This window comes from Streptomyces longhuiensis (assembly GCF_020616555.1).
Taxonomy (GTDB): Bacteria; Actinomycetota; Actinomycetes; order Streptomycetales; family Streptomycetaceae; genus Streptomyces; species Streptomyces longhuiensis.
Genome location: NZ_CP085173.1, coordinates 6754204 through 6772487, shown reverse-complemented (window position 1 = coordinate 6772487; position 18284 = coordinate 6754204). Strand labels below are relative to the sequence as shown.

The window sequence follows — 18284 nt, the reverse complement described above, 5'->3', positions numbered from 1 at the left end:
CCCCCGGCCCTAGGAGCCCTGCGGCTGGCGGGCCGCTGTCGTGGACAGGCGCGGGCCCGTGGGCAGGAACTCCGACCAGGCGACCGGGATCGGCGCCGGGTCCACCTTGTCGTAGCCGAGGCTGGTCACCGCCAGTTTGGCCTGCTGGCGCTGGTCCTTGCGCTGCTTCTCCGTGGTGCCGATGCCCGCATCGTCCGCGCCGCTGTCGCTGTTGGACTGCATCGCGTAGCGGAGGCCCGTGTCGGTGACCAGGAAGACGGGGCCCACAGCGGTCTCCGTGCCCTGGAACTGGCGGTAGAGCTGGCCCGATCCGGCGGTGACGTAGGCGCTGGAGGAGCCGGTGGGAAGGGGCGCGGGGAACTTCGTGCCGGCCCAAGTGCTGAGCGTGGTGCGGCCGTTGTCGCTGTCGACCTTGTTCAGGACGTTGCAGACGGTGTTGCGGCTGCCGGTCCCGGTGGAGGCCTCGTTGACCGTCTTCGGTGCGTACTTCGGCCAGTTGCCGGGTCCGAAGCCCTGGCCGGCGACCACGGCGCCGGGGCTCACCTTGAGCGGCTCGCCACCCTGGGCGAGGGGAACCAGCGCGGGGCTGTACAGGAGCAGGTGCGCGGTGAAGTCGGTGATGGGGGCGACCTTGCCCGGCAGGACGACGTAGTACTGGTCCGGCGTCTTGAGGACCATGCCGACCCGGTTCGCGGAGTCGTCGAGTGTGCTGTTCGCGCCGGCGGGGTCGCCGGGCTTGCCCTCGAGCGTCGGGAAGGAGATCGGGGTGCCCTGGTGGAGCGTGTCGAGCCACTGCCTGGAGACGCGCTGCGGCTCCTGGGTCCCGGCGGTGATGTCGAGGGCGCGCAGGAGCTGCTGCTTGTCCTCCTTGGCCTGGGCGGCGATGCGGTAGGCCGTGCCATGGGCGTCGACGACGTACTCGGTCTTGGCCTTGTCCGGGCCGACGACGTACATCAGGTCGCCGCCGCGCAGCTTCGCGTCGCTGCCCTCGGTCTTCGTCTCGTCCCGCTTCGCGAGGACGAACGCCGCCTTCTGGATGGCGCGGCCGCCCTCGCCCGGACGCTCGCAGACGGCCCAGCGCTTCGCGGACTCCGCCTCGGAGTCCGGCGGCAGACGGTCGGGGGCGTACGGGATCCCGATCGTGGCGCCGTGCGGGATCTTGCCGCTGTCGAGCACCTTCTCCGACACTGTCACGATGGGGTTGTCGCTCGGGGCGACGAGGAGCTTGGCCGACGCCATGTTGAGGACGGGGTGCAGCTGTTTCTTGCCGTCCGTCTTCAGGACCACGTACCGCGTCGTCGACTTGCTCGCGACGATCACGTTCTTCGCCGTCTCATCCCATTTGGGCGGCGCTGTCGGCTTGAACATCCCCCATGCCCCGAAGACCGCGAGGACGACGATGCCGACGATGACGCCCGGCAGCACCGCACGCAGCGGCTTCGGTGCCCCTTCCTCCGAACCGGAGGGTGAGGGCTGGAGGAAGGACGCGAGCGTACGACGCTTCGCGAAGGTGTAGGCGTTGAGTTCGTCCCGCCGTGATGCCATCTGTGTCCGCTTCTCCCCGTGCAGCACTCGGGGGCACCTGCGTCCCCCGCCCTCCGTTGTCAGACCCGGCCCCTACTATGCCTGTTGCGTGGTTGTGCGTGTGGGACGGGTAGGGTGCTGGGGCCTTCAAAGGCCCTGTACGTCAGGGATTTTCGGGAGAGTTCGGGGGGTTTGGAGTGATGGCTTCCGCAACGCGGACCCGGTCGCGGTCGCAATCCCGGTCGCGGTCGAACGGTCGGCCGGGACCGGGAGACGGTGCGCCGGCGACAGGGTCCGGCGGTGGGGCCGGCTCTCCGGCGGCGCCCGCCGGCCCGGTCTCGCTTCATCTGAAGTCGCGCTCCGGGCGGGCCGGGTCGTTCCGGCTCCAGCAGATGGTGATGATCGAGGTCGCCGCCGCGCTGGTCGTCGGCGCCGCGGTCGTCGACAAGCTGGCCCTGGTGCCCGCGGGCGTCGTCGCCGTGATCCTCGTCCTGTTCGCCGTCGTACGCCGTCGGGGGCGGTCTCTGCCCGAGTGGCTCGGCACCGTACTGGCGCTGCGCGCGCGCAAGCGCCGTGCGGCGAGTACACCGGTCCCGCCCGGCACGGAGCCGGGCATCGCGCCCGCCGTCGAGTGCGACCCCTCGCTGCGGACGTACAGCTACAGCCGAGGTGACGACCGCGACCAGCGTCCCATCGGCATGGTCGGCGACGGCGGCTTCCTGACCGCCGTGCTCCAGGTCGAGTCGGACGCCACCGCTCTGCGGGCCGAGCGCTCCCGGCGGCCGCTGCCGATAGGGATCGTGCGGGACGCCCTCGACGTCGACGGCATCCAGCTCGAATCGGCGCAGATCGTGCTGCACACGCAGCCCGCGCCCGCGCTGCACCTGCCGCAGCAGTCCGTGGCGGTGAGCAACTACGCGCCGCTGCAGGCCCAGACCGGCTCCCCCGCCGTGCGCATCACATGGATCGCCCTGAAGCTCGACCCGGAGCTGTGCCCGGAGGCCGTGGCCGCGCGCGGTGGCGGCACCGCGGGAGCCCAGAAGTGCGTGGCCCGCGCGGCCCAGCATCTGGCGAGCCGGCTGACCGGCGCGGGCTTCCGCGCCAGCGTGCTGACGGAGGAGGAGCTCACGGCCGCCGTCGCGACGTCGGCGTGCGCCAACCCCATGGTGACGGCGCAGGCCGGGCGGAGCGAGCTGCCGCAGCGCAGGACCGAGGAGTCCGGCCGCAGCTGGCGCTGCGACAACCGCAGACACACCACGTACTGGGTGCGGCGCTGGCCGCAGCTCGGCGGATCCGGGCCCGCTCTGCACCAGTTGGTCGCACTCCTGACCACGGTGCCCGCGCTGGCCACGACGTTCAGCCTGACACTGTCCCGCGGTGACCAGCGGGACATCCAGCTCTGCGGGCACATGCGGATCACGGGGCGCAGCGACAGCGAGCTGACCACGGCCCGGCGGTCCCTGGAGACCGCCGCCCGGCAGGCCAAGACGGGTCTCGTCCGGCTCGACCGCGAACAACTCCCTGGAGTTCTCGCCACGTTGCCCCTCGGAGGTGCGCGCTGATGGCCATGACGTCATCTCCCCCGGCCGGGGCAGGATCCTGGGACGGAAACTCCTGGAACGGCAACGGGTACGGAAACGGCAACGCGGGCGCGGCTCCCGCGCCTGCCGCCACTGACAGGCCTCGCACCGGGTTCGGACTCTTCGGGCCGCGGCACCAGCGCCACACGCTCTCCGTAGAGCAGTTGGACTCGCTCGCGCTGCCCATCGGGGACGACGGTGTCGTCGTCGGCGTCGATGCCGACGGCCAGCCCGCCGTGCTCGGGGTGAACCGGCCGACGCCCTACGACATGGTGCTCATCGGTGGCCTGTGGACGGCTCAGGTGCTCGCGCTGCGGGCCGCCGCGACGGGCGCACGGGTCGCGGTGGAGACCGGGCGGGCACAGGCCTGGGCACAGTTGGTGCAGGCGGTCGGTGGCGGCCAGTCCGGGATGACGGTGCACGACGTCGGGCGGGTGCCGCCGCAGGGCGCGTCCGCCGGTGGCCCGGTGCTCGTGGTGCGGGACTGCGGAATGCGGCCGCCGCGCGGGCGGGTGGCCTCCGCGCCGTGGCAGTCCGTGCTGACGCTGCTGCCCTATCTGAGCCCGGTGGCGCCCCGGTTGATGCGCCAGGCGCGGCTCGTCGGGGTCCAGCGGGTTTCGCCGGACGAGGCTGCGGAGATCGGCCGTGTCATCGGGCTGCCGCGCGGCGAGTGGGAGTCCCTGCCGACGCTCGCTGACGGCGTCACTCTGTGGTGCACCGACCGCGACCGGCAGTACGTGATGACCCAGGCGACGGACGCCGAGACCGGATTGTTGGGTAACGCCCGCCGGATGGACTGAGGTCGGCCCGGAGCCTCCGCGGAGCGTTCCGGCGATCGAACTCGGTCCTCTTTGCGGCTTATTCGGGCAGTTTGCGGGTGACGGACTGAGGGGTGTTCGTCACTTCCGTATCGCTTGGACATCACTTGTTGGCCGGGTGTGACCTCCTGGACGGCGTCGGCGGGACGGACACGCCTGCCGTGCTCGTGGTTTTGGTGATTAGGCTGGGACCAGGACGCGCGCGCGAACCCACGCGTGGCTCGTACGCGTCCCAGGGGAAGAGCGCGGCGGATCGGACGACAGGAACGGTCGCCCCCCACCACGGCACGAGGGTGCTCGACCACACCAGGAGGCATTGTGAACAGCGATCGGGACGAGATCCGCGGGGGCTGGGACACACCCGTCGATGATCACTCCGACGCGGAGTCCGCCACTGAGACGACGGGCGAGTTCACCATCGACTACGCCCCACCGGCCTGGTACACGCAGAACGCGTCGTCCGGCACGGGCGAGACCCCCTCGGCCACGCCTCCGCCGCCGGTGCCTCCCGTCCCTGCGCCCGCGCCTGTGACGCCCCCGGCGCCGCCCGCGCCCTACACGCCGTACACGCCCGCCGCTTCGGCTCCCGAGCCGGACGCGGGTTCGGGGAACGGGGATCTGGAGAGCGGCGCGACCATGCGCTTCTCCGCGGCCGCGCTGAAGCGGGAGTTCGCCGAGCTGGCCGCGCAGGACGAGCAGAAGGCCGAGCCGACGGCCGAGGAGCAGGGCGGGGACGCCGCGTCCGCCAGCTCCGACTCGGGTGGCTCGAACGGCTCCGGTGACTCCGGCGACTTCGCTGTGGTCGCCGCGGCAGGGCCCGCCGGGGACGACGAGGTGGCGAGCGCCTCCGCGGTTTCCTCGGACTCCTCGGAGGACGGGGACACCGACACCGCTCAGGCCGCGGCCATCAGCACCGACTCCGAGGCCGTCTCTGACGACGCGTCCCAGGCGGAGGGCTCGGACGACACCGGCTCCGACACCACCGAAGCCGCTCCTACGAACGCATCGGCCGACGCGGGCGCGGACACCAATGCCCCCGCCGACGCCGACACACCCGCGACCCCGGACGCACAGGGCGCCCCCGCCGCCTGGGCCCCGCCGCCCGTGCCGCAGGACGGTATCCCGCCGCTGCCCCCGGCGTTCCAGCCCGCCGCGCCCCCGTCGGCCCCGCAGTGGCCCGCGCAGCAGCAGCCGCAGCCCGGCGCGCCGGTTCCGGCCCAGGCCGCTCCCGCCCAGCCCGCCTGGCCCGCGCAGAACACCCCGCCCGCACCGCAGGGTGGTTACGGCTTCCCGCAGCAGTCGCCCCCCGGCGACCCGCAGCAGCCCGCGCCTCCGGCACCGCCGCAGCAGGGCTACGGGTTCCCGCAGCCGACGCCGCCCGCACCCGCCACACCGAACCAGCCTGCTCCGGAGGGTGGTTACGGGTTCCCCCAGCAGCCCCAGCCGGGCACGCCCAACCCGCCCGCCCCGCAAGGCGGTTACGGATTCCCGCAGCAGCCCCAGCCCGGCACACCCAACCCGCCGGCCCCGCAAGGCGGTTACGGATTCCCGCAGCAGCCCCAGCCCGGCACGGGCTACGGGTTCCCTCAGCCGCAGCCCGGAGCCCCCGCTCACGGACACCCGGCCGGACCCAACACCCCGGCCCCGCCCGCCCCGCACCTCCCGGCGCAGCAGAACCCTCAGCAGCCGCCGGCACCGCACACACAGCAGCCGGGCCCCCAGCCCCCGGTCGCCCAGCAGCCGCAGCCGCACCAGCAGCAGCCCGCGCCGCAGGCCCCGGCCCCCCACGCCGGTCAGCCCGGCCAGCCGGAGCAGCAGGTCCAGGGTCAGCCCGGCCAGTTCCAGGGCCAGCCCGGCCAGCCCTTCCCCGGGCAGGCGCCCCCCGCCGACCCCCGTGCCGGCGGTGCCTGGCCGCAGCCCATTCAGCACGACCAGCGCACGCCCACGAACGTCGGCGGTGCGCCGCTCGGCTACACGGCGGCCGTGGAGCTGTCGGCCGACCGCCTGCTCAACAACAAGAAGCAGAAGGCGAAGAGCGCCCGCCCCGGCGGCAACAACTCACGCTTCAAGCTCGGCGGCAAGAAGGAGGAGGCCGAGCGGCAGCGGAAGCTCGACCTGATCCGTACGCCGGTCCTGTCCTGCTACCGGATCGCCGTCATCAGCCTCAAGGGCGGCGTGGGCAAGACGACCACAACGACGGCGCTCGGTTCGACGCTCGCGACGGAGCGCCAGGACAAGATCCTCGCGATCGACGCCAACCCGGACGCCGGCACGCTCGGCCGCCGCGTGCGCCGTGAGACCGGGGCGACCATCCGAGACCTGGTGCAGGCGATCCCGCACCTCAACTCGTACATGGACATCCGGCGGTTCACCTCGCAGGCGCCGTCCGGCCTGGAGATCATCGCGAACGACGTGGACCCGGCGGTCTCGACGACGTTCAACGACACGGACTACCGCAGCGCGATCGACGTGCTCGGCAAGCAGTACCCGATCATCCTGACCGACTCCGGCACCGGTCTGCTGTACTCCGCGATGCGCGGCGTCCTCGACCTCGCCGACCAGTTGATCATCATCTCGACGCCGTCCGTGGACGGCGCGAGCAGCGCCAGTACGACGCTCGACTGGCTGTCGGCGCACGGGTACGCGGATCTGGTGTCGCGTTCCATCACGGTCATCTCCGGGGTCCGCGAGACCGGCAAGATGATCAAGGTCGACGACATCGTGTCGCACTTCGAGACGCGGTGCCGCGGCGTCGTGGTGGTGCCGTTCGACGAGCACCTCGCGGCCGGCGCCGAGGTCGACCTCGACATGATGCGGCCCAAGGTGCGTGAGGCGTACTTCAACCTCTCGGCGATGGTCGCGGAGGACTTCGCGCGGGCCCAGCAGCAGCAAGGCCTGTGGACGTCGGACGGCAACCCGCCGCCCACCATGGCTCCCCCGGTGCCGGGCCACCAGCAGCAGCCGTACCCCGCGCAGCAGCCCTACCCGGGCCAGCCGTACCCGGGGCAGCCGGGCGCGCCCCAGCCGCCCGCGCCGGGTCAACAGCCCGCTCCGGGGCAGCAGTTCCCGGGCCAGCCCTACCCCGGCCAGCCGTATCCGCAGCAGCCCGGCCAGGCACAGGCCGGCGCCCCCGGCCAGCCCCAGCAGCAGCCCGGTCAGCCCCCGCAGCCTGGCCAGCAGCCGGCTCAGCAGCCGGGTCAGCCGAGCCAGTCCGGGCCCCCGCAGATGTGGCAGCAGCAGCCCCCGGCCCAGCCGGGCCAGCCCGCGCCCGGTCAGCCGCCCGCCCCCGGCCAGCCCGGCCAGCCCCTCCCCCCGTACACCGCACAGCCCCAGCCGCCTCAGCAGTAACAACGCTGATATCCCGGCCCCCCGGGCACACGAAAGGCCCGCACCGACACCACGGTGCGGGCCTTTTCCGTGTCTGCCGATATACCGTCAAACAGCCACCAGGAGCTCATTATTGAGCGCAACGGGCATCACGCCCTGGCCTGCAAAGCGTCAGAGGTCTCGACCAATGTGCGTGAAATGCACGTCAACTCGTTATTTCCGCAGGCCACATGGGGTTCATGTGCCGTTGACGTGCGCAGACTGCCGCTGATAGACACACACATCAACCAGCTGGCGTCCCATGATCAACCTGCCACTCCTGCGCGAGCAACGACGCGAGGTCACCGACCCATGGACACAAAAGATCAGCCCAAGAGAGCACACGCTCCGCTCTTCTCCCGTTCCCCACGGCGCGCGCCCCGCCGGACCCTGCGGGTCCTCCTGGCGGCCGGCGCCGCGGCGTTCACCCTGACGGCCGGCCTCGCCACGCCGCTCAACCCCGCACCCCAAGAGGCCAAGGCGGCCGACGGCGGCAAGAAGGTCCTCACCGTCGCCCTCGCCCAGAGCGTCGACTCGCTGAGCCCGTTCCTCGCCCAGCGACTGGTCAGTACGAGCATCCACCGGATGATGTACGAGTACCTGACCAACTACGACCCCAAGGACAACCACGCCGTCCCGGGCTTCGCCACCGAGTGGAAGCCGTCCGCGGACAAGCTCACCTGGACCTACACCATCAGGTCCGACTCGAAGTGGTCCGACGGCAAGCAGGCCACCGCCGCCGACGCCGCCTTCACCTTCAACAAGATGATGACGGACGAGGGCGCCGCGACCTCGAACGGCAGCTTCGTCACCAACTTCAAGAAGGTCACCGCCCCCAGCGCCACCAAGCTGGTCATCGAGCTGAAGAAGCCGCAGGCCACGATGGCCGCACTCGACGTCCCGATCGTGCCCGAGCACATCTGGAAGAACGTCAAGGACTTCTCGAAGTTCAACAACGACAAGACCTTCCCGATCGTCGGCAACGGCCCGTTCGTGCTGACCGACTACAAGGTCGACCAGTACGTGAAGCTGAAGGCCAACAAGAACTTCTGGCGCGGCGCGCCCAAGTTCGACGAGGTCGTCTTCAAGTCGTACAAGGACCAGGACGCCGCGGTCGCCGCCCTGCGCAAGGGCGAGGTCTCCTTCGTGGCCGGCTCTCCCGCCCTGACGCCTGCTCAGGCGGCTTCGCTCAAGGGCGAGTCGAACATCAAGGTCAACGAGGGCCCCGGCCGCCGCTTCTTCGCACTCGCCACCAACCCGGGCGCGCAGACCAGGGACCGCAAGAAGTTCGGCAACGGCAACAAGGCCCTTCTCGACCAGAAGGTGCGCCAGGCGCTGTTCCTGTCGATCGACCGCAAGACGATCGTCGACAAGGTCTTCCAGGGCCACGCCGTCGAGGGCGAGGGCTACATCCCGCCGCGCTTCGGCGACTACTTCTGGAAGCCGTCCGGCAGCCAGGCCCTCGGGTACGACCCCGACAAGGCGGGCAAGCTGCTCGACGAGGCCGGCTACAAGATGAAGGGCAGCGAGCGCGTCGGCAAGGACGGCAAGCCGCTGAACCTCCGCATCCTGTGCCACGCCACGGACCCGAACGACAAAGCGATCGGCAAGTACCTCAAGGAGTGGTGGGGCAAGCTCGGCATCGGCCTGAAGGTCGACTGCCTCGACGACGTCTCGGTGCCCTGGTACGCAGGCGAGTACGACCTCGCGTTCGACGGCTGGTCGGTCAACCCCGACCCGGACTTCGTCCTCGGCATCCACACCTGCGCCGCGCTGCCCGTCAAGGCCAAGGAGAGCGCCCAGACGGACAACTTCATCTGCGACAAGACGTACGACGACCTGTACAAGAAGCAGCTCGCCGAGTACGACCCGGCCAAGCGCGCGGACATCGTCAAGCAGATGGAGTCGTGGCTGTACGACTCCGGGTACATGAACGTCATCGCGTACCCGAACGCCGTCGAGGCCTACCGCACCGACCAGATCAAGTCGATCCAGACCATGCCCACCGCGGCCGGCAACATCTACGGCCAGGACGGGTACTGGAGCTGGTGGTCGGCCGTTCCGGCGGACGGCACGAGCGACGCGAAGGGCAGCGGCGGCGACGGTTCCGGCTCGACCGGCGTGATCATCGGTATCGTCGCGGCCGTCGTCGTCCTCGGCGGTGGCGGGCTGCTCCTCGCGCGGCGCCGCCGCACCTCGGCGGACGACCGCGAGTAGCAGCACCCGTCACGAGAGAACGCGTCACCTCCGTCCGCAGGCGTCGCAAGTACCGCACGAGTAACGAGAGTTCCACATGACAGCAGAGAGCACTCCGGCGCTCGTGCAGAGTGCGGACACCGACGGCCCGGCGCAAGCCGGGCCGTCGGCGGCCCGCGGTCCACGGGCGCGCAACACCAAGGCCTATCTCCAGTACGTGGCGGGCAAGATCGCGGGAGCGATCGTGTCGCTCTTCGCGGTCCTGGTCACCAGCTTCTTCCTGTTCCGCCTGATCCCCAGCGATCCGGTGAAGCAGATGACCGGCGGGCGCCGTGTCTCGGCGCAGCAGCTCGAAGCGCTCCGCCACCAGTTCGGCCTCGACCTGCCGATGTGGCAGCAGTTCACCAACTACATCGGTGACGCGCTGACCGGCGACTTCGGCACGTCGTACCAGTTCCACACCCCGGTCATCGACAAGATCACCGAGGCGCTCCCGGCGACGCTGCTCCTGACCGGCACGGCGTACGTCCTCTACACCGCGCTCGGCATCTGGCTCGGCACGCGCACCGCGTGGCGCAACGGGTCGCGCAGCGACCGCTTCAACACCGCGTTCGCCCTCACGCTCTACTCGATCCCGTCGTTCTGGCTCGGTCTGCTCCTCATCATCGTCTTCTCGGTGGGACTGGGACCGATCCCGGGTCTCTTCCCGACGGGCGGTCTGGAGTCCGGCGGCGAGAGCGGGTTCGCGTACGTCCTGGACGTCGCGCACCATCTGGTCCTGCCGGTGGTCACGCTGGTGGCGGTCGGCTACGCGCAGACGCTCCTCGTGATGCGCTCCTCGCTGCTCGACGAGATGGGCAGCGACTATCTGACGACGGCGCGCGCGAAGGGCCTGCGCGACGACGTCGTACGCCGCAAGCACGCGGTCCCGAACGCGATGCTGCCCACGTTCACGCTGATGTTCGTGAACCTCGGGCACGTCGTGGCCGGTCAGATCCTCGTCGAGACGGTCTTCTCCTGGCCCGGCCTCGGCGGCCTCTTCTACTCGGCACTCAGCGTGCCCGACCTGCCGCTCGTCCAAGGGCTGTTCTTCGTCTTCGCCACCGCGGTGATCCTGGCGAACACCCTCGCCGACGTGCTGTATCCGCTGCTCGATCCCCGGGTGGGCCGATGACTGCCGACACGAACGACCTCGACACCGCGCAGCTCCCGCCGCCGGCCGAGAAGAGCGCGCGGTCGCTGGCGCGCGCCCGCAAGCGCCGCTCCGCCGCCCGCTTCTGGCGCGAGTACCGCACCCACCGCAGCGGGCTGTGGGGTCTCGGCGGGCTGGTCCTGATCGCCCTCATCGCGATCTGCGCGCCCCTGCTCGTCGGCGCGGACTCACAGAGCGTCACCGACGCGCCAGGCGGCGCACTTGAGGCGCCCAGCGGTGAATTCCCGCTCGGCACCGACCAGTTCGGCCGCAGTGTGCTCGCGCTGCTGGTGTGGGGCGCCCGTGTGTCCCTCACCGTGGGGCTGCTGGCCGCATTCCTGTGCGTGGCGATCGGCACGGTCGTCGGCATCGTCGCCGGCCACTTCCGCGGCTGGTACTCGACGGTCCTGATGCGGGTCACCGACTGGTTCCTCGTGATGCCGACGCTGGTCCTCGCGATCGCGCTCGCCACCGTGATGTCCCGCTCCATCTGGACGGTCATCCTGGCGATCGGCGTGACGACGTGGCCGACGACGGCCCGCCTGGTGCGCGCCCAGACGCTCGCCGTGGAGTCGCGGCCGTACATCGAGCGGGCCCGCGCGCTCGGCGGCGGGCACGGGCACATCATGCTGCGCCACGTCCTGCCGAACGTGATGCCGCTCGTCCTCGCGCAGACCACGCTCGTGATCTCCAGTGCGATCCTCACCGAGGCCACGCTCGCCTTCCTCGGCCTCGGCGACCCGACGATCACGTCATGGGGCGGCATGCTCCAGGACGCGCGCGAGGCGGGCGCGGTCAGCGCGGGCGACTGGTGGTATCTCGCGCCTCCCGGACTCGCCATCGCGCTGGTCGCGCTCGCGTTCACGCTGTGCGGCCGCGCCATCGAAGCCGTCCTCAATCCGAAGCTGGGGGTGGCCAGGTGAGCCTTCTCGACGTCAGAAACCTCGAAGTGACGTACGCGGGCGGGGCACGGGCCGTCCGCGGAGTGAACCTCAGCGTCGACGCGGGCCAGAAGCTCGGCATCGCCGGCGAGTCCGGCTGCGGCAAGTCGACGCTCGCGCTCGCGCTGCTGCGTCTCCTGCCGGCCGGCACGAGGGTCTCCGGCGAGATCCTGCTCAACGGCGAGGACGTCCTCACGATGAAGTGGGGCCAGGTCAGGGCGGTGCGCTGGGCCGGCGCCTCGATCGTGTTCCAGGGCGCGATGCACTCGCTCAACGCGGTGCACCGCATCGGGGACCAGATCGCCGAGCCGATCCTGCTGCACAAGAAGGCGACGCCCGCGGGCGCGAAGAAGAAGGTCGCGGAGCTCCTGGAGCACGTCGGCCTGCCCGCCGCCCGCGCGGACGCGTATCCGCACGAGCTGTCCGGCGGCCAGCGCCAGCGCGTGATGATCGCGATGGCGCTCGCCTGCGACCCGGGCCTGATCATCGCGGACGAGCCGACGACGGCGCTCGACGTGATGATCCAGGCGCAGATCCTGCGCCTGATCGAGCAGCTCGTGTCCGATCAGGACCTCGGCCTCATCATGATCAGCCACGACCTCGCGGTCCTCTCGGACACCTGCGACCGGCTCGCGGTGATGTACGCGGGCCGCGTCGTCGAGGAGGGCCCCGCCTCCGAGGTCTACGAGAACGCGCAACACCCTTACGGGAAGGCCCTGTCGGCGGCGTTCCCGCGGATCGGCGACGCCGCGTCCCGGTTCGCGCCGCGCGGTCTGCCCGGCGACCCGCCCGACCCGTCGGCGCTGCCCACGGGCTGCACGTTCCACCCGCGCTGCCCGGTGGCGCTCGACAGCTGCATCACCGAGGACCCGGAACTACGGGCCGCGGCCACGGGCCGGCGGGCGGCCTGTGTGCACGTGGGCGGCGCCATCGATCCGGACGACGCCGCCGGCACCGAGGCAAGGAGCACCACAGCATGACCAGTACGTCCCCCCTGCTCACGGCCGGCGCGCTGCACGTCACCTTCCCCGGCCGCCGGGGCGCGGATCCCGCGCGGGCCGTGGACGGCGTCGACCTCGACATCGCGCCCGGAGAGATCGTGGCCCTGGTGGGCGAGTCGGGCTGCGGCAAGACGACGCTCGCCCGCTCCCTGCTCGGCCTGGTACCGCCGACGTCCGGCCGCGTCACGTTCGACGGGAAGCCCCTCGACTACTCCTCGCGCGCCCTCAAGGCGTACCGCAAGCGCGTGCAGCTTGTCCTCCAGGACCCCAGCGGTTCGCTGAACCCGCGGCACACGGTGTACGACGCGGTGGCCGAGGGCCTGCGCATCCACGGGTACGCGGGCGACGAGCGCGAGGCGGTGGCGAACGCCTTGTCACGAGCGGGACTTCGCCCGCCGGACCGCTTCTTCCTGCGCTACCCGCACGAGCTGTCGGGCGGCCAGCGCCAGCGCGTGGTGATCGCGGGTGCGCTGGTCCTGGACCCGGAACTGATCGTCGCGGACGAGCCGGTGGCGTCCCTGGACGCGTCGGTGCGGGGCGAAATCCTCGCCCTGCTGCTGAAGCTGCGCGACGAACTGGGCCTGTCCGCGCTCGTGGTGACGCACGACCTGGGACTCGCCTGGAACATCGCGGACCGGGTCGCGGTGATGTACCTGGGCCGGATCGTGGAGACGGGAACGGTTGAGGAGGTCCTGACGGCACCTCAACACCCGTACACGCAGGCCCTGTTGTCGGTTCTGCCGGAAGCGCCGGGCGACCCGGTGGTCCTCACGGGTGAGCCCCCGGACCCGTCCCGCATCCCGTCCGGCTGCCGCTTCCACGCCCGCTGCCAGATCCTGGCGTCGGGCGAGGCGGAACGGGCGGGGGTGGCGGACCGCTGCCGAGGGGAGGACCTGCCTGTGCTGTCGGGCGCGAGCGAGACCCAGGTGGCATGCCACTGGGCGACGGCACAAGTCAGCCCGTCCGGCGTTTGAGGACCGGGGGTCCGGGGGCAGCGGCCCCCGAGACCTCCGCCCACGCCCGGGTCACTTGCCGTCGTACGCCTCAATGAGCTCCCGCGACCGCTTCACGTCGTCCGCGATGGCGACCAGGAGCGCGTCGATCGAGTCGAACTTGGCCATCCCGCGCACATAGGCGAGGAAGTCCACGGCCACGTGCAGGCCGTACAGGTCGAGGCCCACCCGGTCGATGGCGTACGCCTCGACGGTGCGCTCGGTGCCGTCGAACTGCGGGTTGGTGCCCACGGAGATCGCGGCGGGCATCGCCTCGTCCCCGACGTGCAGCCAGCCGGCGTAGACGCCGTCCGCCGGGATCGCGGTGTGCGGGAGCGTCTCGACGTTGGCGGTCGGGAAGCCCAGCTCACGGCCGCGCTGGGCGCCGCGCACGACCACGCCCTCGACGCGGTGCGGGCGGCCGAGGATCTCGCGCGCACCCTCCATGTCGCCTTCGGCGACGAGCCGGCGGGTCAGCGTGGACGAGAAGGGCTCGCCGCCGCCCGCCGAGCCGCTCACGTACAGGTCGACGACCTCGACCTCGAAGTCGTACGTCGTGCCCTGCTCGGCGAGGAACGCGACATTGCCCGCGGCGCGGTGGCCGAAGCGGAAGTTCGGCCCCTCGACGACGAGGCGCGCGTGCAGCTTGTCGACCAGGACCTTCGCGACGAACTCGGCCGGCGACAGCTTGGAGAACTCGGTGGTGAACGGCAGGATCAGCAGGGCGTCGACGCCGAGCTCGGCCATCAGTTCCGCGCGCCGGTGGTGCGGGGCGAGCAGCGGAGGGTGGCTGCCGGGGCGCACGACCTCGCTGGGGTGCGGGTCGAAGGTGACCACGACGGCGGGCACACCGAGCTCACGGGCCCGTTCGACGGCCCGGCCGATGATCAACTGATGGCCGCGGTGCACTCCGTCGTAGGAGCCGATGGTGACGACGCTGCGCCCCCAGTCCTGGGGGATGTCCTCCAAGCCACGCCAGCGCTGCACGGTGATTGCTCCTCGCGAACCTGTGTACGACTGTTACGTCTCTTTGCCGAATACGCAGGTCTAAGAGTGCCATGCCGAGCGCCCACGCCCCGCATCGGGAGGCGCCGTACCGGCCGGGGCAGGTCAGGCGGGTACGCGTACCCCGGCCAGACCCCCGATCACGCGGCGGGCGCTCGGCCCGACGAGGGCGGCCCACTCGCGCGGCGCCCCCGCCAGCCACTGGACGAGGAGGGCGGCGAACCCGGGCACCGAGTCGGCGAACTCGACGAGGGCGCGGTCGAAGCGGGCGGCTCCCTCCGGAGTGCGGACGAGCCGCTGTCCGGTGCGCCGCACCAGGTCGCGGGTGCGGTTCGCTCCGGCGCCCCCGGCGCTGCGGGCGGCGGTCCGCAGGACGGCGTCGAGCACGTCCGGGTCGTCCTCGTGGGCGAGCAGTACGTCGAGGAGCTCGCCACGCAGGGCCCGTGAGGCGCCCGTGCCGGGCGCGGCGAGTACGGGCGCGAGCGCGGCCCGCCCGGGGGCCGGACAGGTCCGGAGCAGCCCTGTGACGAGGGGAAAGAGCACCGCCCGCCCGGCCGGCCCGTGCTCCAGGCACCGGTCGACGTACGCGGCGACGTCCTGAGCGGCGTCGGGCCGGTCCGCCGAGAGGTCCTGCACGAGGGCGGCCGCCCGCCGCGCGAGCGCGGGCGCGGTCACGCCGGCGAGCGTCCCCAGCACGTCGGCCGCACCGCCCGGCTCCCGCACACGGGCCCGGAAGGCGCCCAGAACCGGCTCCGGGTGCGTGGCAAGCGCGGCGGCCAGCGCGCTCACGGGCAACTGGGCATCGCCCTCCGCGAACCGCTCCAGGGCGCGCGTCAGATAGGCGTCGCGGGTCTGCGGGTCGCGCACGAGGAGGGCGAGCGCGGCGCCGTGCCGGGCGCTGTCGGTGGTGCGGGCGAGCAGGGCGAGCGCGGCGTAGCGCAGCAGGCCGCGATCGGCGTCGGTGGTGACGTGCGGGGCGACCCGCAGGGCGTAGGTGACGGCGGACGCGCGGCGGGCGGGGCGCTCGTCGTGGGCCCAGCGGTCGACGGCGCGACACAGCGCCGACGGCTCCTCGTCGGCGAGCACGGCGAGCAGTTCGTGGGCGTGCGGGTGCGCGCAGTCGGCGAGGGCCTCGGTGAGGTCGTCGACGGCGCGGTGCCGGTGGGTGTGCAGGAGCGCCTGGGCCGCGGTGGCGACGGTCGCGTCGGGGAGGGCGGGCAGCGGCCGCGCGTCGTCGAACCAGCGGGTGAGGTGGACCTGGACGCCGGCCGGGTCGGCGGTGAGCAGGTCGGCGACGGTGTCCAGGTGGCGGTCGTGGCTCCCGGGCGGCGGATCGTGCACGACGAGGCGGCGCAGGAGACCGAGGCGGTCGGCGTCCGTGACGGGGATCCGGCGCCAGAACGAGGGGTCGAGGCGTCCACGGTCGGCGAGCGGTTCGAGCACCCCGAGATAGGGAGTGGCGTCGGGCACGCGCAGGAGCGCCTCCTCGACGAGGTGGGCGGCCCACCAGGAGGCGTCGGCGTCGCCGGGCGTGAGAGATCTGAGCGCCAACTCAGCCAGGTGTACGCCCAGTTGGGCCGGTCCCTGCTGGCGTTCGACGAGGAGGAGGGCCTGGACGACGGGGCCCGCGCGGTGCCGGGGCACGGGCACCGTGGGCGCGGCCCGGACGGCGTCCCGGTCGCGGTGCACGAGTGCCCGCAGCGCCTCGTCCAGGTCCAGGTGCATGCCCTGGATCCAGTCGGCGACCTCCTCGTGCGCGAACCGGTAGCCGCGCCCCGCGGGGACGAGTACGCCTTCGGTGAGGACGGCCGGGGCCCACGCCGTGACGCCTCCGCCGCGGCGCCCCGGCAGCGCGCCCCAGGGGAACACCTCCTCGAACGCCTCCCGGTCCAGCTCGCCCTGCCCCGGCCCCAGGCAGCGCCGCGCCGCCTCGTGGACCTGCCCGGACACCCGGGCGGCGAGCCTGCGCACGGCCGTGCCGCGCAGCCCGTTCACATCGGCGAGGCGCACCGCCACCCGCAGGCACATGAGGTCGAGATAGGCGGCGAAGACGGCGTCCCGGTCGGCGCTCCCCGGCGGGGGCCCGGGCAGCGCGGCCCGCACCTCGGCGAGCAGCCGCAGCGCGAGCGGATGCCGCGCGTCGCGGCCGGCGAGCGCGTCCTCGGGCAGCCCGTACCGCTCCCGCGCCACGCGGGCCTGGTCCCCGGTCAGCTCCCCCAGCGGGACACAGGCGGGCAGCCGCCCGGCGCGTCCGTACAGCACATCAGGCGGGAACAGTACGCCCGCGCGCTCCCAGTACTCCCCCCGGCACGCCACGACGAGCCGCACGCCGGTCTCCCGCAGCCAGCGCGTCGTGCCCTCGGTCCACTCCGCCAGCCGGTGCGCCAGGACGGGCGGCATCTCCTCGGGCCCGTCGAGCAGCAGTACGAGGGGCCGGCCGGCGGCGCGCGCGGGCGCCGCGATCCGCTCCGGCGACACATCGCCGACACCGACGCCGCTGGGCTCCGGGCCCCCGGGCTCGCCGGTCTGTCCGGGTACGGCCCCGGGCAGTGACGCCGCGACGATGCGCCCGGCCCTGACCAGCGCCCGCCTCGCGGCGTCGGCCACGCTCCGGTCGTCGCCGTGCAGGTCCGCGCCGCGCAGCCAGAGGGTGGGGGCGGGGTGGGCCCCGCGGCCGCGTCGCGCGGCACAGGCGGCGAGCTCCGTCGTACGGCCACTGCCCGGCGCTCCCACGAGGGCCAGGACCGCCGCGCCGGACGCCTCGAACGCGGCGAACTCCCTTGCCACTTCGGGCCGTTCGACCGGCTCCGGGCCGAGGACCGCACCCGGCCCGTCGGACCCGACCGACGTGGCCGTCAGCTGGAGCGCGCCCGCCAGATTGAGATCGTCCCCGTACACCGGCACGGTGGCCGCGTTCCGCGCGAGGAGCGCGGCGAGGGGCCCCTGCGGGTCGGCCGCAGCGGCCTCCCGCAGCGGCACGGCGAATCCGGCGGCGGCCCGATGCCCGGCCTCGAGCGCGGTCCCGAGAACGGCGAGGACGGCACCCGAAGCGGCGTCGACGACAGGTCCCCCGGCCGCCCCTCCCCCGAGGCGCAGCGCGTCGCGGCCGTCCGTGCCGATGGCCAGCTCCATGGCCCCGGGAACGATGTGGAAGCGGTCGGTCGCGGTGTACGTGACGTCGGCATGACCGAGGACGCGCGCCTCGCGCCAGCCCCCGGCGGCGATCCGCACATAGGCCCCCGCTCCGGCCGGGCCCCGGACGGCCACCGGCAGCGGGCGCATCCCCAGGCCTTCCGTCGCGTCGGTGCGGATGAGCGCGAGGGCCGACTCGGGCAGCGGGACCACGTCTGCGGCGCCCACGACGCAGGTGATCCCGCCGGGCGCGCGCAGCACGACGCGGCCGAGTCCGTCGACCACTTCATGGCTGGTGACGACGGTGCCGTGGTCGTCGGCGACGAAGCCGACGCCGCGCGGGCGTCCGGCCAGATCGAAGACATGGACGAGGAGCGGCCCGGTCCCGGGACCCGTCGCGTCCCCGTCGCCGGCCCGGGGGCCACGTCCCGCCATCGTCGAACCTCCCGCCACGCCCCGTAGGACCGACGGTAGGCGCACGGTGATCAGCGGAACAGGCGCCGGAGCGAACGCGCCCCCTTCCACTCCCTCGGTTCA

At 72.6% G+C, this 18284-nt stretch carries 11 protein-coding genes; 8 read left to right on the top strand and 3 right to left on the bottom strand.

Annotated features, from left to right (window positions below; all coding sequences use genetic code 11):
- Nucleotides 1–9 precede the first annotated feature (9 nt).
- Nucleotides 10–1545 (bottom strand): type VII secretion protein EccB, encoded by a 1536-nt coding sequence (gene eccB, locus LGI35_RS31215; protein ID WP_227297589.1) that lies wholly within the window; start codon nucleotides 1543–1545, stop codon nucleotides 10–12.
- A 179-nt stretch (nucleotides 1546–1724) separates the two neighbouring features.
- Between eccB and eccE the strand changes: the two genes are divergently transcribed.
- The 8 genes from eccE to LGI35_RS31175 all read left to right on the top strand — a co-directional run bounded on the left by eccE (nucleotide 1725) and on the right by LGI35_RS31175 (nucleotide 13592).
- On the top strand, nucleotides 1725–3086 hold the full coding sequence (gene eccE, locus LGI35_RS31210) for a type VII secretion protein EccE (RefSeq protein WP_227297588.1): 1362 nt from the start codon (nucleotides 1725–1727) through the stop codon (nucleotides 3084–3086).
- A complete protein-coding gene (locus LGI35_RS31205; RefSeq protein WP_227297587.1) occupies nucleotides 3086–3904 on the top strand; it encodes a hypothetical protein in 819 nt (272 codons plus the stop codon). Before eccE ends, LGI35_RS31205 begins: the two co-directional genes overlap by 1 nt.
- A 336-nt stretch (nucleotides 3905–4240) precedes the next feature.
- Complete coding sequence (locus tag LGI35_RS31200; protein ID WP_227297585.1) at nucleotides 4241–7270, top strand: SCO5717 family growth-regulating ATPase; 3030 nt, start codon at nucleotides 4241–4243, stop codon at nucleotides 7268–7270.
- Nucleotides 7271–7600: 330 nt separating this feature from the next.
- Nucleotides 7601–9505, top strand: a complete 1905-nt coding sequence (locus tag LGI35_RS31195) for an ABC transporter substrate-binding protein (protein ID WP_227297584.1) — start codon at nucleotides 7601–7603, stop codon at nucleotides 9503–9505.
- A 76-nt stretch (nucleotides 9506–9581) separates the two neighbouring features.
- Nucleotides 9582–10658, top strand: coding sequence for an ABC transporter permease (locus tag LGI35_RS31190; protein ID WP_227297582.1), 1077 nt, complete (start codon nucleotides 9582–9584; stop codon nucleotides 10656–10658).
- Complete coding sequence (locus tag LGI35_RS31185; protein ID WP_227297580.1) at nucleotides 10655–11599, top strand: ABC transporter permease; 945 nt, start codon at nucleotides 10655–10657, stop codon at nucleotides 11597–11599. Before LGI35_RS31190 ends, LGI35_RS31185 begins: the two co-directional genes overlap by 4 nt.
- Complete coding sequence (locus tag LGI35_RS31180) at nucleotides 11596–12597, top strand: ABC transporter ATP-binding protein (protein WP_227297579.1); 1002 nt, start codon at nucleotides 11596–11598, stop codon at nucleotides 12595–12597. The genes LGI35_RS31185 and LGI35_RS31180 overlap by 4 nt, the downstream gene beginning before the upstream one ends.
- Nucleotides 12594–13592, top strand: a complete 999-nt coding sequence (locus tag LGI35_RS31175; protein ID WP_227297576.1) for an oligopeptide/dipeptide ABC transporter ATP-binding protein — start codon at nucleotides 12594–12596, stop codon at nucleotides 13590–13592. The genes LGI35_RS31180 and LGI35_RS31175 overlap by 4 nt, the downstream gene beginning before the upstream one ends.
- Before the next feature lie 51 nt (nucleotides 13593–13643).
- Here the strand turns inward: LGI35_RS31175 and LGI35_RS31170 are convergent, their stop codons facing one another.
- The gene (locus tag LGI35_RS31170) at nucleotides 13644–14597 is read right to left on the bottom strand and encodes a bifunctional riboflavin kinase/FAD synthetase (RefSeq protein WP_227297575.1); all 954 of its coding nucleotides are present in this window, start codon (nucleotides 14595–14597) and stop codon (nucleotides 13644–13646) included.
- A 123-nt stretch (nucleotides 14598–14720) separates the two neighbouring features.
- The gene (locus LGI35_RS31165) at nucleotides 14721–18182 is read right to left on the bottom strand and encodes a serine protease (protein ID WP_227297574.1); all 3462 of its coding nucleotides are present in this window, start codon (nucleotides 18180–18182) and stop codon (nucleotides 14721–14723) included.
- Nucleotides 18183–18284: the final 102 nt, after the last annotated feature.